The following is a 25528-nucleotide window of genomic DNA, read 5'->3' on the forward strand; positions in this document are numbered from 1 at the left end:
TGGGTGTGAGAAGGGACTCGCATCCATACAGGGGGATTTTTTGATGACGAGTTCACAAAATGTTCACAAAAAATTAGCACTCACCTCTTGACATTGCTAATAATGCGTACTATATTACAGATAGAACAAAGGAGAGGGAAACAGAGAGGAAGATCAGGAAGCCCGAGAAGATCGGGGCGAGAGATTTTCCGAAAGGTTTCTAAAATATCTGGAGTTTGGAAGATGCCGGAAGGCATCGGAGATAAAACTTGCTGATTAAGATTTTAGATAGATAAAGGAGAGATGACTTATGTTAATGCCGAGTATTTTTGGTCAGAGTTTATTTGATGATTTTATGAGTGATTTCCCGTTTGACAACAGAGATATGGAGAAGATGGAGCGTAAGCTCTATGGTCATCATGCAAAGAATGTGATGAAGACCGATATTAAGGAAGTAGAGAATGGTTACGAGTTTGAGATTGATCTGCCGGGATTCACGAAAGATGAAGTAACCGCAGAGCTCAAGGATGGTTACCTGACGATCACCGCTTCAAAGGGTGTCGACAAGGATGAGCAGGAAAAGGATACTGGCAAGTACATCCGCAAGGAGCGTTATGCAGGTGCTTGCGAGCGTAGCTTCTATGTCGGTGAAGATCTGACCGAGGAAGACATCAAGGCTCAGTTCCAGCACGGAATTCTGAAGCTGTTCGTTCCGAAGAAGGAAGCAAAGCCGGCAGTAGAAGAGAAGAAGTACATTTCGATTGAATAATCAGATCGAATTGGTTTTTAGAACCATGAGGGATCGTGATCATTCGAGTGAGATTTGCTTCTGACAAATCTGCTGGATGAAAAAGAAAAGATGAAGTGTTGATGAGACAGCCGGTTGAGGAGAAATCCAAGCCGGCTGTCTTCTCATATGAAAATTCTTACATGAAAATACTTATGAGAAGACTCTAAAAAGTGTGCGTAGTTGGCACATTCTTTTTTATAAAAAAATTAGCACTCACCGCTTGACAGTGCTAACAACATGTGTTATAGTACTGACAGAACAAAGAGACAAAGAAAAAAGACAGATAAAGAAAAAGCAACAAAAGAGTAAAACGCAATAAGAAACAATAAGAAGACAGACAACAAAGTAAGACAGAAAGAAATACAAAAGAAACAGAAATAAGGCAGGAGACACATTTCCAATTACGGAGTGTCGACTTGAGTAACAGAAGCACCGAGGAATGGAGGCGAGTGTATGAATATCAATAAATTTACCCAGAAATCCATGGAAGCAGTGCAGAATTGTGAGAAGCTGGCATATGAGTATGGCAACCAGCAGATTGAACAGGAGCATTTGTTTTACAGTCTCCTCAAGCTGGATGACAGCCTGATTTTGAAGCTGTTGACAAAGATGGGGATCAGCAAAGAGCTGATTATGAACGAGGCTGAGCAGAAGGTAGCCGGTCTGCCGAAGGTAAGCGGTGGCGGTCAGGTCTATATCAGCAACGATTTGAATAAAGTTCTGATTCATGCGGAAGATGAGTCGAAGGGAATGGGCGATGAGTATGTATCGGTTGAGCACATTTTCCTCGCACTGATGAAGTATGCAGACAGAACGATGAAGGAACTCTTCCGTCAGCACGGAATCACGAAGGATACCTTTTTACAGGCACTGTCCACGGTTCGAGGCAACCAGAGAGTTGTCAGCGACAACCCGGAGGCAACCTATGACACGCTTGAAAAATACGGATATGATCTGGTGGAGCGTGCAAGAGATCAGAAGCTCGATCCGGTCATCGGTCGAGACAGCGAGATCCGAAATGTGATCCAGATCCTTTCTCGTAAGACGAAGAACAACCCGGTTCTGATCGGTGAACCTGGTGTCGGTAAGACCGCAGTTGTCGAGGGTCTTGCACAGCGTATCGTCCGCGGGGATGTTCCGCAGGGACTGAAAGACCGCAAGCTGTTTGCGCTTGATATGGGCGCTCTGATTGCGGGTGCAAAGTACCGTGGTGAGTTTGAGGAGCGTCTGAAAGCCGTTCTTGAGGAAGTCAAGAAGAGCGAGGGCAAGATCATCCTCTTTATCGATGAGCTTCACACGATCGTCGGTGCAGGTAAGACCGAGGGATCGATGGATGCAGGCAACCTCTTAAAGCCGATGCTTGCGAGAGGTGAACTGCACTGTATCGGTGCAACGACTCTTGACGAGTACCGCAAGTACATCGAGAAGGATGCAGCGCTTGAGCGTCGTTTCCAGCCGGTTCTCGTTGACCAGCCGACCGTGGAGGACACGATCTCGATTCTTCGAGGAATCAAGGATCGGTATGAGGTTTACCACGGCGTAAAGATTACCGACTCGGCTCTCGTTGCAGCGGCAGTCCTGTCGGATCGTTACATCACCGACCGTTTCCTGCCGGATAAGGCGATTGACCTTGTCGATGAGGCATGTGCACTGATCAAGACGGAGATGGATTCGATGCCGACCGAGCTTGATGAGCTCTCGAGAAAGATTATGCAGATGGAGATCGAGGAGACCGCGCTCAAGAAGGAGACGGATCGTCTGAGTCAGGAGCGTCTGGAGGATCTTCAGAAGAACCTCGCGGAACTTCATGATGAGTTTAGTGCAAAGAAGGCACAGTGGGAGAACGAGAAGTCCTCGGTTGATAAGCTGTCTTCCCTTCGTGAGGAGATTGAGCAGGTCAACCGCGACATCGCTCAGGCACAGCAACAGTATGATCTGAATAAGGCCGCAGAGCTTCAGTACGGCAAACTTCCTCAGCTTCAGAAGGAGTTGGAGGCAGAGGAGGAGAAGGTGAAGAACCAGGATCTGAGTCTTGTCCATGAGAGTGTGACGGACGATGAGATCGCGAGAATCATCTCCCGCTGGACGGGAATTCCGGTCAGCAAGCTGAATGAGAGCGAGCGAAACAAGGTGCTTCATCTGGACGAAGTTCTGCACAAGAGAGTTGTTGGACAGGACGAGGCAGTTGAGAAAGTGACTGAGGCAATCCTGCGCTCAAAGGCAGGAATCAAGGACCCGACGAAGCCGATTGGCTCCTTCCTCTTCCTTGGACCGACCGGTGTCGGCAAGACCGAGCTGGCGAAGGCTTTGGCAGAGTCGCTGTTTGACGATGAGAACAATATGGTTCGTATCGATATGAGTGAATACATGGAGAAGCACTCTGTGGCACGACTGATCGGAGCACCTCCGGGATATGTTGGATACGAGGAGGGCGGTCAGCTTACAGAGGCAGTACGCCGGAAACCGTATTCGGTTGTTCTTTTTGATGAGGTGGAGAAAGCTCATCCGGATGTATTCAATGTTCTGCTTCAGGTTCTCGATGACGGACGAATCACCGACTCGACCGGCAAGACCGTGGACTTCAAGAACACGATCCTGATCATGACCTCCAATATCGGTTCGCAGTACCTTCTTGACGGAATCGATGAGAACGGAGAGATTCGTCAGGACGCAAGAAACCTTGTCATGAATGACCTTCATGCACACTTCCGTCCGGAGTTCTTGAACCGTCTCGATGAGACGATCATGTTCAAGCCGTTGACGAAGGACAACATCGGTCATATCGTTGACCTGATGCTTGCCGATGTCAACAAGCGTCTGGCTGATCGCGAGCTGACGATCAAGCTGACTGACCGTGCAAAGGTTTATGTCACGAACAATGGCTACGATCCGGCTTATGGTGCACGTCCTCTGCGCAGATATTTGCAGAAGAATGTGGAGACTCTGGCAGCAAGAATCATTCTCGAGGGTGAGATCAGTGAGGGTCAGACGATCCTGATTGACACGACCGAGGATGGAAGCGCTCTGACTGCGAAAGTGGAGCAGGAAGCAAAGTAAGATTTAGATTTGAGATCGTTTAAGATTGATTTATTGATTTAAGACAAAGAGATTTGGCTAAAAAAATCCCCTGTACATCGCGATGGTGTGCAGGGGATTTTTTGTATTTTAAAAATTGCAGAAGATTTGATGATATCTCTGTAAATTTGGGGGCTTATTATTTGATCTCGGTGTACGGGATTCGGCTGATGCCCTCTTTCTCAGCTTCCTTTGCAACTGCGTTTGCGACAGCGAGTGCCACGCGCTTGTCAAAGGAGGACGGGATTACGTACTCGGTTGTCAGCTCTTCCTCCGGAATAACAGCTGCGATTGCGTGAGAAGCGGCAACCTTCATGCCCTCGGTGATGTCCTTTGCGCGGACAGCGAGAACGCCCTTGAACAGACCCGGGAATACGAGAACGTTGTTGATCTGGTTCGGGAAATCGGAACGACCGGTGCCGACAACGACAGCTCCGCCTTCCTTTGCCTCGTCCGGCATGATCTCCGGAACCGGATTTGCCATTGCAAAGACGATACCATTGTTCATCGTTGCAACCATCTCCTTGGTCACGAGCTTCGGCTTGGAAACGCCAACGAAGATATCAGCACCCTTGAGAGCGTCAGCCAGCTTGCCGTGCTCCTTGTTCTTGTTGCTGATATGGGAAATCTCCTCCTGACCGGAGTTTAAGTTCTCGTCACCCTCGCAGATGATGCCGTTGATGTCGCACATGATGATGTTGCCAAAGCCCATAGAGATCAGCTGTTTGCCGATTGCAACGCCGGCAGCACCTGCACCGTTGATGACAACGCGCAGTTCGCCCATCTTCTTACCGGTTACTTTTACAGCGTTTAACAGGGCAGCACCTACGACGATGGCAGTTCCGTGCTGGTCATCGTGGAAGATCGGGATATCGCAGACTTCTTTCAGCTTGCGCTCGATCTCGAAGCAACGCGGTGCGGCGATGTCCTCCAGATTGATTCCACCGAAGCTCTTGGAGATCAGGGCAATCGTTTGTACGATTGTGTCGGTATCTTTGGAATTTACGCAGATCGGGAAAGCATCGACATCAGCGAATGCCTTGAACAGAGCACATTTTCCCTCCATAACCGGCATTCCGGCAGAAGGACCGATGTCGCCAAGTCCGAGTACAGCGGTTCCGTCGGTGATGACAGCGACGAGGTTGCCCTTGCGGGTGAACTCGTAAGCGCGCTCCTCATCCTCTGCAATCAGAAGGCAAGGCTCTGCAACACCCGGGGTGTAAGCGATCGACAGATCCTCCGGAGTCTTTACGTCAACTCTGGAAACGACCTCGATTTTTCCTTTCCATTCTCTGTGTTTCTCAATCGCAAGCTGTTTCTTATCCATGAAAAAACTTCCTCCTCTTTAATGTATCTCATGATTTTACTCGTAGGGATCACAAGTAAATGAAAGGTTCCAATAAGTATTTCAATTAAGCACTTCAAGTAAGCGTTTCAATAAGTTCTTAAATAAGTGTTTAAGCGTTTATTTGGATAAATATTTATTTGGATTTTACGAGTAATCGATGGGAATTATAAAAGTATTTTAATCCACAATCAGGAAAGCGTCAATGACCGCTGTTTAAATCATAGTAAAAGATATATTGCTGAAGAACACCCTCGTATCCCGCATAGGAGTCAAATGGAAATCCGTCCGGATAGTGGGCGGTCAGCACCTGACGGATGTGGGTGTCGATCGGGAAGGCTTCGAGATGATGGAGTCCGAAGAGGCAGATGCAGTCTGCGACTTTTGCGCCGACTCCACAAAGTTTTAAGAGCTCTGCACGGGCAGAAGGATAGTCCATCTGGCGCAGTGCATCGAGGGAGACCTCACCGGAAACGATTGATCGCGCAGTCTCGACGAGATAACGACTCCGGTAGCCGAGCCCGAGTGCGCGAAATTCCTCCTCTGTCGCAGTTGCAAGCTGTTCTGGTGTCGGGAAGAGGTAAAAAGAGTCTGAGCAGGTGTCGGTGTCATTTGTAGGATCAATTTTTGTGCCGTAGTGGGTGCAGATCGTCTCGATGCACTTGCGGATTCGGCGGATGTTATTCTGCTGGGAGATGATGAAACTGATGATCATTTCCCAGAGATCCTGACGCAGAATCCGGATTCCATGGCCGTAAGCGACCGCGGAGCGGAGATAGGTGTCATCGGGATCGATGCTGGTCAGAAAACGGCTGTAATCGGTGTCGAGATCAAAATAAGATTTCCAGATTGTCTGAAAATCTTCCTCGGAACAGTCCATCAAAATGACGCTGTTTTTTTGGAATTCCTTAGAGGTTGAGAGCTCGTCACCGGATGTCTGTGGCTGGTTCTGTGACGGACTTTGTGCTTGATATGGACTTGGTGTCTGATAGGAGGGCTGTTCTTGCTTTAAGCGAAGGCGCCGTCCGTTTGCGATCACCTGAAAGGAGCCGTCTTCCTGCTCTGTCATGCGGAAACACTGACCGGAGGCGCTGATCTGATTGATCGAGAAATTAGTTCCGTCTACACGGATATATTTGTCGGATTTATGAGGCTGTGCGTGAGTTGTCATGGTTGTAATCTTCCTCCTGTTTGCTTGTAAAATGAGTGATGAATGGCTGTGGTTCAAAAATAATGGTTATGGTTCAAGAATGAAGAATGTAGTTCAAAAATATTGTTAAAAAATTGTGGTTGTTGTTTGAGAATACGTATCGGCAAAACAAATCGCCACCTGGTAGTAGTAGTAGTTGTTGTTGCTTGAGAGTTAAGGATCATGGGGAGGTGTGTCCTCGATTTTCGGGTAACAAAAAAGGAGCTCCCTTCCCCCACAGAAGGTTGCTCCTATTCACGATCAGAAACCGTTACATGATATAGTTTTTCTGGTATCCCCACACCAGCTACGGAAAGAAAAAGCGCCGGTCATCCGGTGCTTAAAGGGTTTCATTATGGAAACTCTTATCTGGCTTACCATTCCCCAATAGAAAACCAGAATGTCGCTCTCTTCGTACAAGAAATAATATACCATTTTTAAACAAAAATGTCAATGTGGTTTTGTGCAAAATATTGTATACATGAAAAACGCATTGACAAAAAACTGCAAAAAATGCATAGCGCAAAACTGGGATTTAATTATGCAATGTATAAAAAAATCAAAAACGGGCACACTGGAACCGATACCACGGTTTAACAAAACTCAGAAAAACATTGAAAAAAGATTAACGAAAAAGTGCAAAAAGAGCTAGGAAAAGTGAGGGAGATTCGATGGAGTTTTCGGCAGATCTGACAGCGAATCTGGATCATCTCAAACAGGTGCTCCAGACAGATAAAAATTTTGATGTTGTGTACCGGATGGCGGAGTTCGGTGGGCGCAGAGCCTGCCTGTTTTTCGTGGATGGATTCACGAAAGATGAGGTGCTCTTGAAGATGCTTCAGTCATGGTGGAGCATAAAACCGGAGGAAATGCCTTCGGATGCCAAGGGATTTTCGGAAAAATATGTGCCTTACGGGGAAGCGGGACTGGTCAAAGAGGATACGGAAATGATTGTTCAACTTCTCTCTGGCGTGACCTGTCTCTTTATCGACGGTTATGAGGAGTGCATGACGATCGACTGCCGGACGTATCCGGCGCGCGGAGTCGGGGAACCGGAGAAGGATAAGGTGATGCGCGGTTCGAGAGATGGATTTGTCGAGACGCTGATTTTCAATACAGCTCTGATCCGCAGGCGAATCCGCGATCCGAAACTCACAATGGAGATTCTGACTGCGGGGGAGAGTTCCCACACGGATATTGCGGTCTGCTATATGAAGGGACGAGTCGATGAAGATCTTCTCGATCGAATCCGAAAGCGGATTCAGTCCTTGAAAGTGGATGCGCTGACGATGAATCAGGAGAGCCTTGCGGAGGGAATTTTCCCGCATAAGTGGTACAATCCGTTCCCGAAGTTCAAGTTCTCAGAGCGCCCAGATACTGCGGCGGCGTGTATTCTTGAGGGAAATATTGTGATTCTCGTGGATAATTCCCCGGCGGCGATGGTGCTTCCGTCTTCGGTGTTTGATATTATCGAGGAGGCGGATGACTATTATTTTCCGCCGGTGACCGGAACGTATTTGCGCCTGTCGCGCATGATGACGGCATTCTTGTGCCTGTTTCTGACACCGACGTGGCTGTTGCTGATGATGCATTCGGACAGTCTTCCAAAATGGTTGGAATTTACAAAACTCTCAGACCAGGTTTATGTGCCGTTGATTTTTCAGTTGTTAATTCTTGAGTTTGCGATTGATGGTCTGCGTTTGGCGGCTGTCAATACGCCGAGCATGCTGACAACCCCACTGAGTGTGATTGCAGGTATCGTCCTCGGAGAATATTCGGTGAAATCCGGGTGGTTTAACTCGGAGACGATGCTTTACATGGCGTTTGTGACGATCGCCAATTACAGTCAGGCGAGTTTTGAGCTTGGATATGCACTCAAGTTTATGCGAGTGCTGATTTTGATTCTGACGAGCCTGTTTGATTTCTGGGGATTTTGGATTGGAGTTGTGGTCTCTGTGTGCGCGATTGTGTTCAATAGGACGATTGCGGGAAAGAGTTATATCTATCCGCTGATTCCGTTTCATTGGAAGGAACTCAAGAAGCGTTTCTTCCGCGGAAGATTGCCGGTGCTGAAGAAGAGTGAGGAGCGGTGATGGAAAAATTGCATGATGAGGAAGTAATCTAGGCTCCGCCGGCGAGTAAAGTCAGGCAAACTCGTTCTCACTCCGGGTTCGACGTAGCGGTGCATAAGGTTGCAAACTACGCAACCTAAGCGCCGACGTCTCACACGGGTTTGCCTGTACTTTCTCGCCTTGCGTCGCCATAGTAAATGAAGCAGGTGCAAAAAGATTGCCATTCAGACAAAAGTTTTGTAAACTAGAGCTTGTGAAGATATTGGATAGTTACAAAGGAACAGAATTAAAATACAGAGGAGGAGACAAATGAGCAGTATTCCGAAAGATCCGGTGATGTTGATGAGTTACTTAAATACACAGCTTCGCGATAATTATGCGTCCCTGGAGGAGCTGTGTAGAAGTCTTGATCTCGATCAGGCTGAGGTGGAGAAGAAACTTGCACAGATTGATTATCATTATGAGGCAGAGGCAAACCAGTTCAAATAAGTGTGAGGGTAAAAGTGTGAAAGTCCTCAAAAAGCCGGAAGCTGCAAAATCAGGGTGTAAAATATAGCGCAAACATTTAAGGCGATGGATGTATAAAAAACTCCTCCATGTCACATATTAAGGACATGGAAAGGATAAAGAGATTACCAGCAGATTTTTTGAAATGTGGGATTACGGGATGGTGTCTGGAAGTGATTTTTACTTCTGTGGAGTCGATTCTGAATCACGATTGGAGGTTGATGGGGCGGACTTCGCTTCTGATGTTTCCGATTTATGGATGCGGGGCGCTTTTAGGACCACTCGGAAGTCTGGCTGATCGGTGGATCGGGGAGAGTGATCTTCGGGTCACGGATCGGATGATTCGCCATGGGATGATTTACATGGTCCTGATTTTTACAGCGGAGTACATCTCAGGGAGTTTTCTGAGAGCGAGAGGAATCTGCCCGTGGGATTACACGGGGAAGGCCGCAAATGTAGATGGACTTATCCGTCTGGATTTTGCACCACTTTGGTTTGGCGCAGGGCTTTTGTTTGAGCAAATCACAAAAAAGAGAGGCAGATGACTTGTTTTTGCCTTTCTTTTTTTATATACTGAAGATTAAAATAGTGCTGAATTTCAAAGGGAAAACGTTCTTTTGAAATAGATTTTTTTTAGGGATGAGAACGGATTTTTCAGAAAGAATCTGTCAATGATGGGGATTGGATTGGTTTGAAATTCGGTAGAAAAACAAAGGGAAAGGATTTATTATGATACGCTTAATTCTGGTTGCATTTTTTCTCATCGCATTTTTGATTCTGAGTGCGATTCCACTTTTGATTGGAGAGCGTCTGGTCTACAAAAATGATGAGAAAAAACAGCAGGAATATTGTCTGAAAGTGGCTCAGGCAATGTTTCGTATGCTTCTGCGTCTGACCGGCAGTAAAATTACGGTCAAGGGAAGGGAGAGAATCCCGGAGGGAGCGGTGCTCTATGTGGGAAATCACCGCAGTTATTTTGATATTCTCGTCGGATATACGATGGTTCCGGGACTGACTGGATTTGTCGCAAAGAAGGAGATGGAGACCTGGCCGATCCTTGCGGATTGGATGCGCAATGTAAATTGTCTGTTTTTGAATCGTAAGGATATTAAAGAAGGACTGAAAACGATTCTCGAAGGAATCGAGAAAGTAAAATCAGGCGTTTCGATCTGGATTTTCCCGGAGGGAACGCGCTGTCAGGAGAAAGATCCGCTCAAGATGCTTCCGTTTAAGGAGGGAAGCATGAAGATCGCGGAGAAGTCCGGTTGTCCGGTGATTCCGGTTGCAATTACCGGAACGAGAGATATCTGGGAGAATCATCTGCCGTTTATCCGTCCGTCAAAGGTAACGATTGAATTTGGCGAACCGATTTACATAAAAGAACTGCCGTTGGCAGATCGGAAACATCTTGGAGCGCTGGCGCAGAACCGCATTCTTGAGATGCTGGAAAAGGAACAGAAGATACGGAGGGCATAATTGTGGACTTACAGGAATGCAGAAAAGAGTTGGACGGAATTGACCGTCAGTTGACAGAATTATTTGAGCGCCGGATGGAAATCTGTGGGCAGGTGGCACAGACTAAAATTGCTTCTGGAAAGGCTGTCTATGATGGGGAGCGAGAGAAGCAGAAACTTGATGCTGTGGAGGCGATGGCACACGGGGAGTTTAACCAGACCGCAGTGCGTGAGCTTTTTTCTCAGATCATGACGATCAGCAGACGGTACCAGTATCGCCTGCTTGCCGAGCACGGAAAGGGAGTGGATCTCGGATTTGAGAAGATTCCTGCGCTCAAGATGAAAGATGTTCGTGTCGTCTATCAGGGCGTGGAGGGTGCGTACAGTCACGGTGCGGCGCTTCAGTTTTTCGGGGAGGACGCAAATGTTTACCATGTGGAGCGTTTTCAGGACGCAATGAAGGAGGTCTCTGAGGGACGCGCTGACTATGCAGTTCTTCCAATCGAGAATTCTTCTGCCGGAGCTGTTGTGGATATGTATGATCTTCTGACTGGATTTAACAATTATATTGTTGCAGAGACATTTCTTCCGGTTAATCATGCTCTGCTTGGTCTGCCGGATGCAGAGCTTTCTGATATTCGCACGGTTTATTCGCATCCGCAGGCATTGATGCAGTCTTCGCGTTTTCTGAATGCACAGGAAGGATGGCGTCAGGTGAGCTGTCTGAACACCGCAGTCGCTGCGTGCAAGGTCGTTGAGGATAAGGATAAGAGTCAGGCAGCGGTGGCAAGCGAGATTGCCGGAAAACTGTACGGACTCAAAGTGCTCAAACCGTCCATTCAGAATAATCAGGGAAATACAACTCGATTTGTCATTCTTGCAAACCGCCCAATTTATCGTGAGGGCGCATCTCGAATCAGTCTTTGCTTTGAACTTCCGCATCACAGTGGAACACTTTACAACATGCTCGGCAATTTCATCTTCAATCATGTCAACATGGTCATGATCGAGTCGAGACCGATCCCGGGACGAAATTGGGAGTACCGTTTCTTTGTTGATATTGAGGGAAGTCTTGAGGATTCCGCTGTCGCTAATGCACTCAAGGGAATTTCCGCAGAAGCGTTAAATATGCGTATTTTGGGAAATTACTGATATTATTTTTTTAAAATTTCTTTGCTATTTTCTACTTGGATTTTACAGAGATTTAACAATGCTTCGGAATATTTCAGGTATAATGATAATTAATGCACTATGAATCACATAACTCAGAATAGATGTCCCCATAAATATCCTTTTCTATGGTAGATGGAGGATGACAAGATTTCTCGCAGGGGAGACACAACATAACGATTCGGGGAGGGAAGGATATGGTACGCACATTTGCTGCGATTGATGTGGGATCGTTTGAACTGGAACTTGGGATTTTTGAGATTTCCGACAAGAATGGAATTCGGGCTGTGGATCATGTAAAGCACATGATTGCGCTTGGAAGAGATACGTTCCGGGACGGAAAGATCAGCTACCGTCTCGTGGAGGAGACTTGCAGTGTCCTGGAAGACTTTGTTCGGATCATGAAGGAATATCAGGTCGAGGATTACCGCGCCTACGCGACGAGTGCGATGCGTGAAGCGCGCAACAGCCAAATCGTGCTTGAACAGATCCGTGTGCGGACAGGCATTGAGGTCAAGATTATCAGTAACTCTGAACAGCGTTTTATCAGCTACAAGGCGATCGCGGCGAAGGAGACGGAATTCCAGAAGATCATCCAGCAGGGAACAGCGATCGTGGACGTCGGTTTCGGAAGCATGCAGGTATCTCTGTTTGACAAGGATGCGCTTGTCACGACGCAGAGCCTTCCTCTCGGTGTTTTGCGCCTGAAAGAATTTCTTGCAAATGCGCGTGTGAGCGCGGAAGTGGAGCACTCTCTTGTCAAAGAACTTGTGGACAATGAACTGATGACGTTTCGCAAGATGTACTTAAAAGACCGGGAATTTAAGAATGTGATTGCAATCGGAGAGCCGATTCTGACCCTCTATTACAAGACCGAAGCAGGAAAGCGAAAAGAACAGCTGACTGCGGAGGAGTTTGATCATTTTTATGCGAGAATCAAGTCGATGACGAAGGATCAGCTTGAGGATGCATTTGATGTCAACGGGGAGTACGCACAGATGCTCTTCCCGACGGCGTCGATTTACAAGCGGATGCTCGACATCACCGGCGCACAGATGATCTGGGTTCCGGGAATTCGCATGGTTGATGGCATGGCGGCGGAGTACGCTGAGGACAAGAAAATGCTGAAATTTAACCACGATTTCTCGAACGACATCATTGTGGCATCGAAAAATATCGCAAGACGATACAAATGTCAGATGTCACACATTCAGGCGGTTGAGGATTCTGCACTGAAGCTGTTTGACACGCTCAAGCGTTATCACGGAATGAAATCGAGAGAGCGACTCCTGCTTCAGATTGCTGTGAATCTGCATGCATGCGGAAAATTTGTGACGATGCGAGATCCTTTGGATTGTGCATACAACATCATCATGTCGACGGAGATCATCGGTCTGTCCCATGTTGAGAGAGAGATCGTCGCAAATGTGGTCAAGTATCACGATCAGAAGTTCCGCTATAACGAGGTAGAGGTCTCCGCGAAACCGTCGAGGGATAGTCGTCTGGTAAACCCGGAGAACCTGACGTTGATGATCGCGAAGCTGACTGCGATTCTTCGACTCGCAAACTCGATGGACCGCAGTCACTTAAATAAGCTGGCGGACTGCAAATTGAATGTGCGGGAGAATCAGCTTGTGATCTCAACGGATTACAGTGGGGATGTGACACTTGAGGCGATTTCCATTGCGGAGAAAGGCGATTTCTTCGAGGAAATTTTTGGAGTGCGTCCGGTACTTCGGCAGAAAAAGAAAGTGTAGGAAATGAAGATGGCGGAGAAGATGGCAGAAAAAATGGTGGAAAAGCTGACAGAGACAGAAAAGCTGGAAAAGACCGATAAGACAGAAAAAACCGAGAAAGCTGAGAAGACCGAGAAGGTAAAGAAGACAGCAAAGTCGGGCAAGACGGAAAAGAGTGCAAAGGCAGAGAAGATGGAAAAAGTAGAAAAGGTCGATAAGGCAGAGAAAGCAGATAAAGATAAAGTAGACAAGGAAGAAAAAGCAGAGAAAACAGAAAAGACAGAGAAGACCGGAAAACAGGAAAAGCCGGAGAAAGCAGGAAAAGTGGACAAGATGGAGTCGGCAGAGAGAGATTACACCGATCCGAAAAACTACGTAAACCGTGAGCTCAGCTGGCTGGAATTTGATTTCCGAATCCTGAATGAGGCTCGTGACAAGTCGATTCCGCTGTTTGAGAGACTGAAATTTTTGAGCATCACTGCCTCAAACCTCGATGAATTTTTCATGGTTCGTGTGGCATCTCTGAAAGATCAGGTGCATGCGCGCTATAAGAAGCCGGATATTGCGGGGCTCAGACCGGAAGAACAGCTTGTAAAAATCGGGAAAAAGACGCATGAGTTTGTGAACCTTCAGTACTCGACATACAGCCGTTCTCTGCTCCCGGCTCTGAGACAGCAGGGACTCTGCGTCGTCTGGGAGCACGAGGATCTCGATGAGAAGGATGGTGAGTTTGTCGACCGTTTCTTCCACGAGAACGTCTATCCGGTGCTGACACCGATGGCTGTGGACTCCTCCCGCCCGTTCCCGCTGATCCGCAATAAGTCGTTGAATATTGCAGCTCTCGTTCAGAAGAAGGGCGATGAGAACGAGACAGATCTGGAATTTGCGATGGTTCAGGTTCCGTCCGTGCTTCCGCGTATCGTGGAACTGCCGGAGGGAGAGAATGGAGAGCGCCGTGTGATTCTTCTCGAGGAGATCATTGAGCGCAACATGAAAGATCTGTTCCTGAACTACAACATTGTGAGCGCGCATCCGTTCCGCATCATGAGAAATGCCGATTTTACCCTCGATGAGGAGGAGGCAGAGGATCTGCTTGTGGAGATCCAGAAACAGCTCAAGAAACGCCAGTGGGGCGAGGTCATCCGTCTTGAGGTCGAGGAGAAAGTTGACCGCCGTCTGTTGAAGATTCTCAAGCGCGAGCTCTCCGTCGGTGAGGAGGACATTTATGAGATCAATGGACCTCTCGATCTGACCTTCCTGATGAAAATGTACGGAATGGCAGGATTTGAGGGACTGAAATCCCCGTCCTACACGCCTCAGCCGGTTCCGGAGTTGATGAACGACGACGATATTTTTGCAAACATCCGAAAAGGGGATATTCTCCTTCATCATCCATATGAGACCTTCGATCCGGTTGTGAACTTCGTGCGCTCCGCATCGAAAGACCCGAATGTGCTCGCAATCAAGCAGACGCTTTACCGTGTCAGCGGTCATTCTCCGATCGTTGCAGCTCTTGCCGAGGCAGCAGATAACGGTAAACAGGTGTCCGTTCTCGTTGAGCTGAAAGCGCGATTCGATGAGGAGAACAACATCAACTGGGCAAAGATGCTTGAGAAGGCAGGATGCCACGTTATCTATGGTCTTGTCGGCTTGAAGACCCACTGCAAGATCACGCTTGTTGTCAGACGTGAGGAAGACGGAATTCGTCGCTATGTTCATCTTGGAACCGGAAACTATAACGATTCGACCGCAAAACTCTACACAGACTGTGGACTCATGACCTGTGCTCCTCAGTATGGAGAGGATGCAACCGCAGTCTTCAACATGCTTTCTGGATATTCCGAGCCACCGACATGGAACAAGCTGTCCCTTGCACCGCTTTGGCTTCGCAGTCGTTTTATCAAGATGATCCGCAGAGAGACCGAGCATGCGCGTCAGGGACGTTCGGCACATATCATGGCGAAGATGAATTCTCTGTGTGATAAGGAGATCATTGCAAATCTCTATGAGGCTTCGTGTGCAGGCGTGAAGATTGAGCTTGTCGTGCGAGGAATCTGCTGTCTGCGGGCAGGGGTTCCGGGACTTTCAGAGAACATCAGCGTGCACTCGATCGTCGGAAACTTCCTCGAGCATGCAAGAATTTTCTACTTTGAAAATGACGGTTCCTCCGAGGTTTACATGGGAAGTGCAGACTGGATGCCGAGAAACCTTGACAAGCGTGTCGAGATCATGTTCCCGGTTGAAGATCCGAAGCTCAAGGAACGCGTGATTCACATTCTCAAAGTTCAGCTTGAAGACAATGTGAAGGCACATATTTTACAGCCGGATGGAACGTATGAGAAGGTAGACAAGCGCGGAAAGACGCTTGTGATGGCACAGAATCAGTTCTGCGAGGAAGCGATTGCAAATGCCAAAGCGCACAGTGCCGGAAATGATGTTCACAACACGAGAGTTTTTGTGCCGGCAGAGGCATAGAAAAAGAGAGATCCGATTAATTTCAGAGTATTTGACAGATTTAGGGGAAGATGGAAAATCTTCCCCTTTTTGTTAGAAAAAAGTAAGGCACAGGCGGTTGTTTTATGTTAAAATTAAAGAGCAAATTATGACAAAAATACAAAATCATTGCGATACATAAATAGGATTAAATTTAAAAAGTAAAAAGATTAAGAAGATTAAGAAGATAGAGAAAAACAGCCGAGTATGTTCGGTTGCATTTGTATGGGGAGGAAATCAGAGATGGCAGAGACGAGCATTCTGGTAGTGGATGATGAGCAGGAGATCGCGGATCTCGTGGAGATTTATCTGGTCAGCGACGGCTATAAGGTATTTAAGGCAAACAATGCGCAGGAGGGACTGGAGATCCTCGACAAGGAGGACATTCAGCTCTGTCTTCTGGACATCATGATGCCGGGGATGAACGGACTTGAGATGTGCAAGAAAATCCGTGAGACGAACAACATTCCGATCATCATGCTGAGCGCAAAGTCCACGGATCTCGATAAGATTCTGGGGCTTGGAACGGGAGCCGACGACTATGTGGTCAAACCGTTTAATCCGCTTGAGCTGACTGCGAGAGTTAAGTCCCAGCTTCGCCGTTACACGCAGTTCAATCCGAACAGCACGGTGCATGAGACGGTGAAGAATGAGATCAGCATCCGCGGTCTGACGATTAACAAGGACAATCATAAGGTGACGGTCTATGGGGAGGAAGTCAAGCTGACACCGATCGAGTTCGACATCCTCTATCTGCTGGCGTCGAATCCGGGAAAAGTCTTCAGCACCGATGAGATTTTCGAGAAAGTCTGGAATGAGAAGGTGTATGAGGCAAATAACACCGTCATGGTACATATCCGTCGTCTGCGTGGCAAGATGAAGGAAGATGAACGTCAGGATAAGATTATCACCACCGTTTGGGGGGTAGGATACAAAATTGAAAAATAAAAAGAACAGCCGGCAGGATTTCTCACACCGCTACCAGACGAGGATGATTGCGAACATTGTATACAGCACCCTTCTCGCCTGTCTCGTGGAGATGTTTCTCGTGACGAATCTGACGATGCTGGCAGGATATGCGAAAAAATCGGAGTGGGACAATGCACTCCTTGGCATGATCGGGGAATCGGATGTGATCATTGTGCTCGGCTATGTGCTGGTTGGAATTCTTGTGTTCTCCGTCACATTTCTGATGCTTCAGGATCGGTCTGTCCGATATGTGGGAAAGATTTCCGATGCGATGAACAGCATTGCGGAGGGGGATTTAAACACGACGGTCGATGTGGTCGGAGACGATGAGTTTTCATCGATGGCGGAGAGTCTGAACAAGATGGTTGAGGAGATCCGCAAACTCATGGACAAGGAGAGGGAGTCGGAGCGGACGAAAAATGAGCTGATCACGAACGTCGCCCATGATCTGCGAACGCCTCTGACCTCGATCATCGGCTATCTCGAACTGCTGTCGGGAAAGGTACAGCTTCCGCCGGAGATGCAGAAGAAATATATCGATATTGCATATAGCAAATCGAGACGGCTTGAAAAACTGATTGAGGATCTGTTTGGATTCACGAAGATGAATTACGGAAAAATTGCGATGCATGTGTCTCAGGTGGACATCGTGAAACTCTTGGGACAGCTTCTCGAGGAATTTTATCCGAATTTTGCGGACAAGGGACTCTCCTATGAGCTTCAGAGCAATGTGCCGGCGAAGATCATCACAGCAGATGGAAATCTGCTCGCAAGACTTTTTGACAACCTGATCAACAATGCGATCAAGTACGGAGCAGAGGGAAAGCGGATCATCGTGAAGATCAATGCGGAGGATGAGACGGTTCAGATCTCGGTGACGAACTACGGATATGTGATTCCGGCGGAGGAACTTCCGCTGATTTTTGAGAAATTCTACCGCGTGGAGCAGTCGAGATCCACCCATACCGGAGGCACCGGACTGGGGCTTGCGATTGTAAAGAATATCGTGGATATGCACGGCGGAACGATCAGCGTAAAGAGTGACCTTGATGGAACCGTGTTTACGGTTGTGCTTCAGGTGAATTTTGATGTAAACCGGGAGCATTTTGGGTGAGTCAAGAAGAGAGTCTGAAAAAAGCAAAAAAAGCGAGAAGTAAAAAGTAGAAAATAAAAAGCAGGAAGCAAAGAGCAAGAAGCAGGAAACAAGAAGCAAAAAGCAGGAAATAAAAAGCAAGGAGCAGAAAGTAAGTAGCAAGTTGCAAGTTAGAAAGAGGTGAGAGGGGTTGAACCTTCAAACATATTTCAAATCGGCAAAATCAGGGAGAAGGAAGATGGCTAAGGTGGTAGCTGTCTTCCTCCTTTGTGGTTTTGCGATCGGAATAGCAGGAAAATGGGAAACGAGTTATGGAATGACGGCGGAAACACTTGTGCCGTCTTTTACAGAGACGAGAGGGACAAAAACGGTCCCCGGGTCAGAAGAAACAGAAACAGCTGGAAATGGGACGAATCAGGTAGGAACAAACAGTGACGGTGTCGAGAATACACAGGCAGAAAATGCGGGAATCTCGATGGAGATCGCCTACGGCTATGACAATACTGCAAAGGGAGGTCGTTACCTGCCTCTCGCCGTCAAGATCGTCAATGAGCGGGATACGAGTCTGAGTGGGACGATTCAGGTAAAGTCAGCGGAGTCGGACGGAACTGTTTATCGCTATGACTATGAAATTGAAGTTGCGGGATCGGAGACATGCAAGGAGACGTACTACATTCCGGTCGGAACCGGAGCGAGTCGTCTCTATGTGACACTCCTTGAGGAAGATGGGACGGAGCTTCTGACAAAGACGGTGAAACTCAATGTAAACCGGGATGTGCCGGAGATGTTTATCGGAATTCTGTCCGATCATCCGGAGGAGCTTGAGTATTTCAACGGAGTCGGGATTCGTTACAGCACGCTTCGCACGAGAACCTTTGATCTGCCCGAGGAGGAGTTTCCGGAGGATGATGTAGGATTAAATCTTCTCGATGTGCTGATTGTCAATGATTATAAGCTGAGAAAACTCTCGGAGCGCCAGACTGCGGCGATCATGGACTGGGTGCACGACGGAGGACTTCTGATTCTCGGAACCGGAGCGAGGGTCGATGATACGCTCGGTCGTTTTGCGCCGGAGCTTCTCGATGATTCCTACGGAACCCCGAGTCTTCGCCACATCAATCTCGGGGAGGGATTTGCACTCGAAGATCCGAGTGAGGGAATGCTTGCGCTCTCGTGCGTGGATTTCTCGCTTCACGGCGGAAATGTGATTCTCTCAAGCAATGGACTTTCACTTTTGACGGCGACGGCGAAGGAGCAGGGAGTCATTGCGGTCGCCTCGTTTGATTTGGGGGACATCCAGTCATTCTGTGAGGACCATCCTTCCTATGTGGATCACCTTTTTACGAGTCTGCTCGGGGATAGCCGGATCAATCAGCTTGCAGAGCTGGTTTACAGTGGAAATTCCTCGAAATTCTGGTCGATGCAGAGTCTGATCAATACCGGAGATGTGAATAAACTGCCGAATCTCGCACTCTATGTCTGTGTCGTTGTCGTCTATCTCGGCGTTCTCGGACCGGGCATGTATCTCTTTTTGCGAAATCGGGAATTGCAGGGCTATTACAGAAGGGGAGTTGTCGTGCTCTCGGTTGTGTTTGCTGGGCTGATTTATCTGCTTGGGAGCCGGACGCGTTTCCGCTCGACATTTTATACCTATGCGTCGATTCGCGATGTGACGGCGGACTATGTGACGGACAATACATACGTCAATATTCGCAATCCCTACAATCGACCGTACACCGTTGAGCTCAGTTCGGACTACTCCATTCTTCCGATTACGCGAAGTTCACTTTACAACGACTCATCGGAGCAGTCGGATTTTTCCAGCGCGACGCAGAGTCAGATTGTTGTGAGCTATTTAGAGGATGAGACGAGAATCCAGGGACAGGGGATCTCTGCTTTTGCCCCGCGCTATTTCCAGCTTGAGCGCAAGCAGGAGAACAGCGAGCAGGTTGGAATCACGGGTGAGGTTCGCTATTTTGAGGGAAAACTCAGCGGAAGTATCACGAATCACTTCCCGTTTGCACTCGAAAATACGACGCTGATGCTCTACGGAACGATGGTGAAAATCGGTCCGATGGAGGCAGGGGAGACGAAAAAGTTAAATGATTTGGAACTGATTCGTTTTCCGCTCGGAGACTCTTATGTGGTTGCCGATCAGATCTCGGGAGAGAGCGCATTTACCGCGACGGATATCCGGAATAAGGAGTATCTGCTGGCGCTCGAGCGCTCAAATCTCCTCAAATTTTATCTCGACAATTATTTAAACGGTTACACGGCGGATGCGCGGGTGCTCGCGTTCAGCACGGAGAAGGAGGAGTCTGCATTTTTGAAAACTCCGTCTGACGATACCTATGGTCTGACGCTTCTGACCTCGTCGCTGGCAGTCAATTCTTCAAGTGACCCGATGCTGTATCGCTCGGCACTGATGAAGGCTCCGACTGTGCTCAGCGGAACGTATGAGGAGCAGACCAACACGATGGGCGCTTCGGAACCGCTGACGCTTGAGTACCAGCTTGGCGGGGATATTGAGGTGGAAAGCCTGACGCTTGAACCGATCTCGGAGATTTTCCTCAAAGATGGAGGCGGATACAGCGAGGCATTTTCCGGTGGAATTTATTTCTACAACTACGGAAGTGGAAACTATGATCTCGTTGATCTCGACGGACAGACGATGACGGTTGACCAGCTCAAACCTTATCTGTCACCGGCAAATACGATCACGGTGCGCTACGTCTATGACGGATCGGGAGGATACAGTTCCATTCAGCTTCCGATGCCGATGGTAGCGGGAAAGGAGCGCTGATCAGAGATGGCAGAAACAGATACAATAAATATGTTAAAGATACGAAACTTAAAGAAGAAATTTGGAAATTATCGCGTCCTTGAGGACATGAATATGGAGATCAAGGCGGGGGCACTCTATGGCTTTGTCGGTCCGAACGGAGCCGGAAAGACGACGACGATCCGTATTATGAGTGGGCTTCTCTTGCCGGATTCAGGGGAAGTCGAGATCGACGGTGTCGATGCGATCAGGGAACCGGAGCGGGTAAAAGAGAAATTTGGATATGTGCCGGATCATTTTGGCGTGTATGACAATCTCAAGGTTTCGGAGTATATGGAGTTCTTTGCATCCTGTTACGGGATGGAGGGACTCAAGGCGAGGAAGCGGGCGGAAATTCTGCTTGAGCAGGTGGGACTTGGAGACAAGAGGGATTTCTTTGTCGACAGCCTTTCAAGAGGAATGAAACAGCGTCTCTGCCTTGCGAGGGCGCTGATCCATGATCCGCAGTTTCTGATTATGGATGAGCCGACGGCGGGGCTTGATCCGCGGACGCGACTCGAATTTCGGGATACGGTGCAGGAACTTCATGAGCAGGGAAAGACGATTCTGATCAGTTCTCATCTGCTCTCGGATCTCTCGGAACTCTGTACCGATATCGGAATCATCGATTCTGGAAAACTTGTCTTAAGCGGAACGATGGATCAGATCATGAACCAGATTCACACGTCGAGACCGCTGATCATCACGGTTCAGGAAAATCTTCCGATCGCGATGCAACTGCTCAAGGAGGAGGTTCTTGTGCGGACGATCAGTGTGCGCGATCAGGAGATTGTTGCCGGATTTGATGGGGACGCCGAGGCGGAGTGTGAGCTTCTTCGCAGACTCGTCGAGGCAGGCGTAAAAATTCGGGGATTTGTGCGCGAGGCGGGAAGTCTTGAGGCGCTGTTTATGCAGATCACAAATCACCAGAAGGAAAGGGTGGTGCTCTCTTATGAAGACGAATCCGGTCTATAAACGCGAGATTATGGTCAGTGCGAGAAGTTTTAAGCTCGCGCTGATGTTGCTGGTCTTTAACGGGATTCTGGCGCTGGTGGCACTGCTCAATATGTATTCCAATTTGGCGCAGGTGCGGATGACGGCGGAAGTTCAGTACTCGAGTTTTCTGGATCTCTATCTGTTTGTCGCGGTTCTGGAATTTATGATGCTGATTTTTATCATGCCGGCGATCACCTCCGGGAGCATCAGTGGAGAGAGAGAACGGCAGACGCTTGAACTGATGCTGACGACGAAAATGAAGCCGTCGGAGATTGTGCTTGGAAAGCTCGCGTCAGCGCTGAGCACGGTTTTTCTGATGATTGTGTCGAGTTTTCCGATCGTGTCGCTCGTCTTTGTCTATGGAGGAGTGACGCTGAAGGATATCGGGCTTTTGCTGATCTGCTATCTGGCATCGGCGCTCTTTGTCGGAAGCCTTGGAATCAGCTGTTCTGCGATCTTTGGGCGTTCGACGCTGGCGACGGCGGTTTCGTATGGGCTGACGGCTCTGATTGTTGTCGGGACTTATGGAATCAATGAGTTTGTCTATTATCTGAGCGGGATGAATATGGATAGTTATCTCGTCTCGATGGGGCGGAGTGTAGGTTCGGCAAGCTCTGGAAATTTCCTGTATCTGATGCTGATCAATCCGCTTTCAACGTTTCTTTTGACGATTGCGCGCCTGACCGGAAGAGAACAGCAGGCAGTGAATGTGACGGATTGGTTTGGCGATCATGGGTGGAATCTGGTGACGGCAAATTGGACGGTGATCAGTGTTGTCTTGCAGTTTGTGTGTGCGGGGCTTTTGATTCTGGTGGCGATTCGATGCGTGGAGTCGTGGAAGAGGAGATAAAGGTGTTTGGCTTCGGATGTTTATTTAGTTTCGAATGTTTGTGTTAGAAGGCAGGGATTAGAAATCAGAACTCCGGGGAGAGAGGGAAGAGAAAGGAGCGGGAGAGAATAACCTTTCAAGGGAGTTTTCAGGGGTGGCTTTGAGGGAGTTTTGGAGTTTTTAAGGGGGCTTTTAAGGGGATTTTTGAGGGGCTTTTAAGGGGCTCCTCGGACAAGATAAGTCCCGCAAACACGCTCTCGCTCCGGATTGAAGCGTAGCGGTGCGTAAGGTTGCAAAAGACGCAACCTAAGCACCGACGGTTCAAACGGGTTTGCGTGATCTTTCTTGCCCTCGGAGCCCGCACTTCCCTTTTCTGTGATGTAAGAAGTTAATTTGTTCGAATCACTGCGGTTGGTGTAATCCATGAGCGGTAACAAAAAACAGGTTGCGGGAAAAGATAGATCAGAGTAAAATAGAGACAGGATGTAACTGGGAGGGGGACATCCACTCTGAGTTATAACGGGATCAAACAAAATACGAAAAAAGGAAGGAACGAACATGAAAGACGTAAATTGCGCATATTGTATGCAGGGAGAACTGGTTGCAAAGTTTGCATATCCGGTTTGCAAGATGGACACAGGTTTTCTGTATGTATTTAAGGAGCAGAGCCATCCGGGTCGTCTGATTCTTGCTCATGACAAGCACATCAGTGAGATGATCGAGCTGACCGATGAGGAGAGAAATGCGTTTTTCGCAGATGTTGCAAAGGCTTCCCGTGCAATTCATAAAGTATTCCATCCGGACAAGGTAAACTATGGCGCATACGGTGATACCGGTTGCCATCTGCATATGCATTTGGTTCCGAAGTACAAGGATCAGTATGAGTGGGGCGGTACATTTGAGATGAACCCGGGCAAGGTAACTCTGACGGATGCTGAGTATGAAGAGATCGCAGAGAAGATTCGTCAGGCACTTTAAAATCTAAAAAAATATAGAAATATAAAAAAGTAGCAGATTCCGCCGGGAATGCGGGTCTGCTACTTTTTCTTTGGGAAAGAGTCTGTTATCAAATCAAAATATGTGGTGGGATGGCCACATGTTTGCTAACAGCTAAGTGGAATGTGGTGGACAATCTTGCGGTAGATTTTCCACACGACGATTGCAGGAATTCCGATCACCATGAAAAGTGTTGAAAGACCACCAATGATACCATACAAAATTAAAATAAGCCACAGTCCAATCATGTCGCGCCTCCTGTCAATCATCTGTCGAATAGAGAATGGGATATATTTCATAAATATGTATCTCTTTTCGACCCAGTTCCTATTGTACATGAAAAACAAAAAAATAAAAGAGATTTTGACACTTCTTAACGAAATTCACACACAATATAAAGAAAATATAAAAATAGTCTGTTAAAAATTTGTTAAAGAAACGCTAAGATAGTATAAAGATTTTGAGAAGGAGAATATTTAAAGATGGTTTGAAATTTACCTACGATCAAAGAATTAAGAATAGTTCCATTTTAGTTCCAGACAAAAAAAGAACCCTTGTAAAATAAGGGTTCTTCTGGCATATGAAGCAGATAACGGGAATCGAACCCGCCTCCTCAGCTTGGGAAGCTGATGTTCTACCGATGAACTATATCTGCATTTGGAACTTTTTTATTGTATCATAAAAGAGGGGGAATTTCAACCGAGAAAAAACGAGAAAACTGTTTGGAAAACGGGGATTTTGGTGTATACTGAATCAGACATAAGAAATCGACATAGTGACATAGGAAATCTTGGAGGCGATTTGTGATGGAAAGAGTATCGAAACTGACGAGGGAAGAGGCTTTGGCGCTTCTTCAGAAATACAACAAGGAACCATTTCACATTCTGCATGGTCTGACCGTGGAAGGTGTGATGAGATGGTATGCGGAAAAACTCGGTTATGGCGATGAGGTAGAGTACTGGGGAATCACAGGACTGCTTCACGATGTGGATTTTGAGCAGTATCCGGAACAGCACTGCATCAAGGCACCGGAGCTTCTGCGTGAGGCGGGAGTGGGCGAGGATATGATTACCTCGATCTGTTCTCATGGATATGGAATCTGCTGTGATGTGGAGCCGAAACATGAGATGGAAAAAGTGTTGTTTGCGTCGGATGAGCTGACCGGTCTGATCGGTGCAGCGGCAAAGATGCGTCCGTCAAAGAGCACGAAGGACATGGAAGTTTCCAGTCTGAAGAAGAAATTCAAGGACAAAAAGTTTGCAGCGGGATGCTCCCGTGATGTGATTCGTACCGGCGCAGAGCGTCTGGGATGGGAGCTCGATCAGCTCTTTGCCGATACGATCGAGGCAATGCGCTCCTGCGAGGATTCTGTAAATGAAGAGATGGAGCGTTACGGTACACAGGCAGGCGTTTTCTGATATCATGTCTCATAATTCCACAAAGATTTCACCGACTGTCTCCCGACGCAGTGCGATAACGGATTCCTTGATCCGATAGGCACTCATTCCGTGACGGGTCGGTTTCAGAACGCAGATCAGGCAGGCTCCCGGAGCAATCCCCTGATCTGCAAGGCGCTGGCGCATAAGCAGATCGCTGGCAATCCAGACTACGCGCCCTTTCTCGCCGGATTTTAAATAGGTGAGCGGAAGGACCATACCAGTCTCCTCTTGAAAGCCGTGTTGGAATCAGAATATGCTGGATCATGGAGGAATGTGCGGGTCATACTCTGTCCCTGCTTATAAAAAGAAAAAAGTAGGCAGGAATCAAACGAGACGAAAAGTTTGTTACTGTTTGTGCAATGCGTGGACGGTAACGGATGTTCTTAATGAAATCAGCTATGAGGGGATTTCATGGGGACATATATGAATGAAGAAAAAAGTCCAGCTAATAAATGTCAATAGATAAAAGAAAAAATATTTTTTCTAAGAAAAGGGCAAACTTGCCCCTTGGTGAAAATATCATCAAAAAAGATATTGATTCAGTAGGTGGTACTATTTTACGCAACTACGTTGCA

Annotated in this window: 20 protein-coding genes and 1 tRNA gene; 16 read left to right on the plus strand and 5 right to left on the minus strand. The window is 47.7% G+C overall.

Annotated features, from left to right (window positions below):
- The first annotated feature begins 289 nt into the window (after positions 1–289).
- Together ACR0QT_RS11470 and clpB are read left to right on the plus strand one after the other, a co-directional pair.
- Complete coding sequence (locus ACR0QT_RS11470; RefSeq protein WP_432630900.1) at positions 290–748, plus strand: Hsp20/alpha crystallin family protein; 459 nt, start codon at positions 290–292, stop codon at positions 746–748.
- 474 nt (positions 749–1222) lie between these two features.
- Positions 1223–3826, plus strand: coding sequence for an ATP-dependent chaperone ClpB (gene clpB / locus ACR0QT_RS11475; RefSeq protein WP_432630901.1), 2604 nt, complete (start codon positions 1223–1225; stop codon positions 3824–3826).
- 157 nt (positions 3827–3983) lie between these two features.
- On the opposite strand, the gene ACR0QT_RS11480 is transcribed toward clpB, so the two are convergent.
- Both ACR0QT_RS11480 and ACR0QT_RS11485 read right to left on the minus strand, forming a co-directional pair.
- A complete protein-coding gene (locus ACR0QT_RS11480) occupies positions 3984–5171 on the minus strand; it encodes an NAD(P)-dependent malic enzyme (protein WP_432630902.1) in 1188 nt (395 codons plus the stop codon).
- Between the two features lie 220 nt (positions 5172–5391).
- Positions 5392–6360 (minus strand): DNA glycosylase, encoded by a 969-nt coding sequence (locus ACR0QT_RS11485; RefSeq protein ID WP_432630903.1) that lies wholly within the window; start codon positions 6358–6360, stop codon positions 5392–5394.
- 689 nt (positions 6361–7049) lie between these two features.
- On the opposite strand from ACR0QT_RS11485, the gene ACR0QT_RS11490 reads away from it, so the two are divergent.
- The 13 genes from ACR0QT_RS11490 to ACR0QT_RS11550 all read left to right on the plus strand — a co-directional run bounded on the left by ACR0QT_RS11490 (position 7050) and on the right by ACR0QT_RS11550 (position 23496).
- Complete coding sequence (locus ACR0QT_RS11490; RefSeq protein ID WP_432630904.1) at positions 7050–8471, plus strand: spore germination protein; 1422 nt, start codon at positions 7050–7052, stop codon at positions 8469–8471.
- Positions 8472–8759: 288 nt separating this feature from the next.
- Positions 8760–8939 (plus strand): DUF4250 domain-containing protein, encoded by a 180-nt coding sequence (locus ACR0QT_RS11495; RefSeq protein WP_432630905.1) that lies wholly within the window; start codon positions 8760–8762, stop codon positions 8937–8939.
- Positions 8940–9046: 107 nt separating this feature from the next.
- Complete coding sequence (locus ACR0QT_RS11500) at positions 9047–9502, plus strand: putative ABC transporter permease (RefSeq protein ID WP_432630906.1); 456 nt, start codon at positions 9047–9049, stop codon at positions 9500–9502.
- Positions 9503–9686: 184 nt separating this feature from the next.
- Complete coding sequence (locus tag ACR0QT_RS11505; protein ID WP_432630907.1) at positions 9687–10433, plus strand: lysophospholipid acyltransferase family protein; 747 nt, start codon at positions 9687–9689, stop codon at positions 10431–10433.
- 2 nt (positions 10434–10435) lie between these two features.
- Positions 10436–11563 (plus strand): bifunctional chorismate mutase/prephenate dehydratase, encoded by a 1128-nt coding sequence (locus tag ACR0QT_RS11510; RefSeq protein ID WP_432630908.1) that lies wholly within the window; start codon positions 10436–10438, stop codon positions 11561–11563.
- Between the two features lie 215 nt (positions 11564–11778).
- A complete protein-coding gene (locus tag ACR0QT_RS11515; RefSeq protein ID WP_432630909.1) occupies positions 11779–13338 on the plus strand; it encodes an exopolyphosphatase in 1560 nt (519 codons plus the stop codon).
- Between the two features lie 312 nt (positions 13339–13650).
- A complete protein-coding gene (locus ACR0QT_RS11520; protein ID WP_432630917.1) occupies positions 13651–15792 on the plus strand; it encodes an RNA degradosome polyphosphate kinase in 2142 nt (713 codons plus the stop codon).
- Positions 15793–16053: 261 nt separating this feature from the next.
- The gene (locus tag ACR0QT_RS11525) at positions 16054–16758 is read left to right on the plus strand and encodes a response regulator transcription factor (RefSeq protein WP_177978493.1); all 705 of its coding nucleotides are present in this window, start codon (positions 16054–16056) and stop codon (positions 16756–16758) included.
- 43 nt (positions 16759–16801) lie between these two features.
- Complete coding sequence (locus tag ACR0QT_RS11530; RefSeq protein WP_432630918.1) at positions 16802–17893, plus strand: sensor histidine kinase; 1092 nt, start codon at positions 16802–16804, stop codon at positions 17891–17893.
- Between the two features lie 217 nt (positions 17894–18110).
- Positions 18111–20675 carry a hypothetical protein gene (locus ACR0QT_RS11535; RefSeq protein WP_432630910.1) on the plus strand — a complete coding sequence of 855 codons (2565 nt, stop codon included), beginning with the start codon at positions 18111–18113 and terminating at the stop codon, positions 20673–20675.
- Positions 20676–20705: 30 nt separating this feature from the next.
- Positions 20706–21668 (plus strand): ABC transporter ATP-binding protein, encoded by a 963-nt coding sequence (locus tag ACR0QT_RS11540; protein WP_432630919.1) that lies wholly within the window; start codon positions 20706–20708, stop codon positions 21666–21668.
- Positions 21646–22539 carry an ABC transporter permease gene (locus ACR0QT_RS11545; RefSeq protein WP_432630911.1) on the plus strand — a complete coding sequence of 298 codons (894 nt, stop codon included), beginning with the start codon at positions 21646–21648 and terminating at the stop codon, positions 22537–22539. The genes ACR0QT_RS11540 and ACR0QT_RS11545 overlap by 23 nt, the downstream gene beginning before the upstream one ends.
- Positions 22540–23076: 537 nt before the next feature.
- A complete protein-coding gene (locus ACR0QT_RS11550; RefSeq protein WP_432630912.1) occupies positions 23077–23496 on the plus strand; it encodes an HIT family protein in 420 nt (139 codons plus the stop codon).
- 125 nt (positions 23497–23621) lie between these two features.
- On the opposite strand, the gene ACR0QT_RS11555 is transcribed toward ACR0QT_RS11550, so the two are convergent.
- Positions 23622–23762, minus strand: a complete 141-nt coding sequence (locus ACR0QT_RS11555) for a hypothetical protein (RefSeq protein ID WP_432630913.1) — start codon at positions 23760–23762, stop codon at positions 23622–23624.
- A gap of 336 nt (positions 23763–24098) precedes the next feature.
- Positions 24099–24169 (minus strand) — tRNA-Gly (locus tag ACR0QT_RS11560).
- A gap of 151 nt (positions 24170–24320) precedes the next feature.
- On the opposite strand from ACR0QT_RS11560, the gene ACR0QT_RS11565 reads away from it, so the two are divergent.
- Positions 24321–24932 carry a hydrolase gene (locus ACR0QT_RS11565; RefSeq protein WP_432630914.1) on the plus strand — a complete coding sequence of 204 codons (612 nt, stop codon included), beginning with the start codon at positions 24321–24323 and terminating at the stop codon, positions 24930–24932.
- Between the two features lie 9 nt (positions 24933–24941).
- On the opposite strand, the gene ACR0QT_RS11570 is transcribed toward ACR0QT_RS11565, so the two are convergent.
- The gene (locus tag ACR0QT_RS11570) at positions 24942–25169 is read right to left on the minus strand and encodes a FeoA family protein (protein ID WP_432630915.1); all 228 of its coding nucleotides are present in this window, start codon (positions 25167–25169) and stop codon (positions 24942–24944) included.
- Between the last annotated feature and the right edge of the window lie 359 nt (positions 25170–25528).

The sequence above is a fragment of the Brotaphodocola sp. genome (assembly GCF_050873365.1).
GTDB lineage: Bacteria > Bacillota > Clostridia > Lachnospirales > Lachnospiraceae > Brotaphodocola.

What these genes read in the sequence shown, in the direction of transcription:
- ACR0QT_RS11470 (WP_432630900.1), top strand. Translation starts at nt 290, where the DNA reads ATGTTAATGCCGAGTATTTTTGGTCAGAGTTTATTTGATGATTTTATG.
- clpB (WP_432630901.1), top strand. Translation starts at nt 1,223, where the DNA reads ATGAATATCAATAAATTTACCCAGAAATCCATGGAAGCAGTGCAGAAT.
- ACR0QT_RS11480 (WP_432630902.1), bottom strand. Translation starts at nt 5,171, where the DNA reads ATGGATAAGAAACAGCTTGCGATTGAGAAACACAGAGAATGGAAAGGA.
- ACR0QT_RS11485 (WP_432630903.1), bottom strand. Translation starts at nt 6,360, where the DNA reads ATGACAACTCACGCACAGCCTCATAAATCCGACAAATATATCCGTGTA.
- ACR0QT_RS11490 (WP_432630904.1), top strand. Translation starts at nt 7,050, where the DNA reads ATGGAGTTTTCGGCAGATCTGACAGCGAATCTGGATCATCTCAAACAG.
- ACR0QT_RS11495 (WP_432630905.1), top strand. Translation starts at nt 8,760, where the DNA reads ATGAGCAGTATTCCGAAAGATCCGGTGATGTTGATGAGTTACTTAAAT.
- ACR0QT_RS11500 (WP_432630906.1), top strand. Translation starts at nt 9,047, where the DNA reads ATGTCACATATTAAGGACATGGAAAGGATAAAGAGATTACCAGCAGAT.
- ACR0QT_RS11505 (WP_432630907.1), top strand. Translation starts at nt 9,687, where the DNA reads ATGATACGCTTAATTCTGGTTGCATTTTTTCTCATCGCATTTTTGATT.
- ACR0QT_RS11515 (WP_432630909.1), top strand. Translation starts at nt 11,779, where the DNA reads ATGGTACGCACATTTGCTGCGATTGATGTGGGATCGTTTGAACTGGAA.
- ACR0QT_RS11520 (WP_432630917.1), top strand. Translation starts at nt 13,651, where the DNA reads ATGGAGTCGGCAGAGAGAGATTACACCGATCCGAAAAACTACGTAAAC.
- ACR0QT_RS11525 (WP_177978493.1), top strand. Translation starts at nt 16,054, where the DNA reads ATGGCAGAGACGAGCATTCTGGTAGTGGATGATGAGCAGGAGATCGCG.
- ACR0QT_RS11530 (WP_432630918.1), top strand. Translation starts at nt 16,802, where the DNA reads ATGATTGCGAACATTGTATACAGCACCCTTCTCGCCTGTCTCGTGGAG.
- ACR0QT_RS11535 (WP_432630910.1), top strand. Translation starts at nt 18,111, where the DNA reads ATGGCTAAGGTGGTAGCTGTCTTCCTCCTTTGTGGTTTTGCGATCGGA.
- ACR0QT_RS11540 (WP_432630919.1), top strand. Translation starts at nt 20,706, where the DNA reads ATGTTAAAGATACGAAACTTAAAGAAGAAATTTGGAAATTATCGCGTC.
- ACR0QT_RS11545 (WP_432630911.1), top strand. Translation starts at nt 21,646, where the DNA reads ATGAAGACGAATCCGGTCTATAAACGCGAGATTATGGTCAGTGCGAGA.
- ACR0QT_RS11550 (WP_432630912.1), top strand. Translation starts at nt 23,077, where the DNA reads ATGAAAGACGTAAATTGCGCATATTGTATGCAGGGAGAACTGGTTGCA.
- ACR0QT_RS11555 (WP_432630913.1), bottom strand. Translation starts at nt 23,762, where the DNA reads ATGATTGGACTGTGGCTTATTTTAATTTTGTATGGTATCATTGGTGGT.
- ACR0QT_RS11565 (WP_432630914.1), top strand. Translation starts at nt 24,321, where the DNA reads ATGGAAAGAGTATCGAAACTGACGAGGGAAGAGGCTTTGGCGCTTCTT.
- ACR0QT_RS11570 (WP_432630915.1), bottom strand. Translation starts at nt 25,169, where the DNA reads ATGGTCCTTCCGCTCACCTATTTAAAATCCGGCGAGAAAGGGCGCGTA.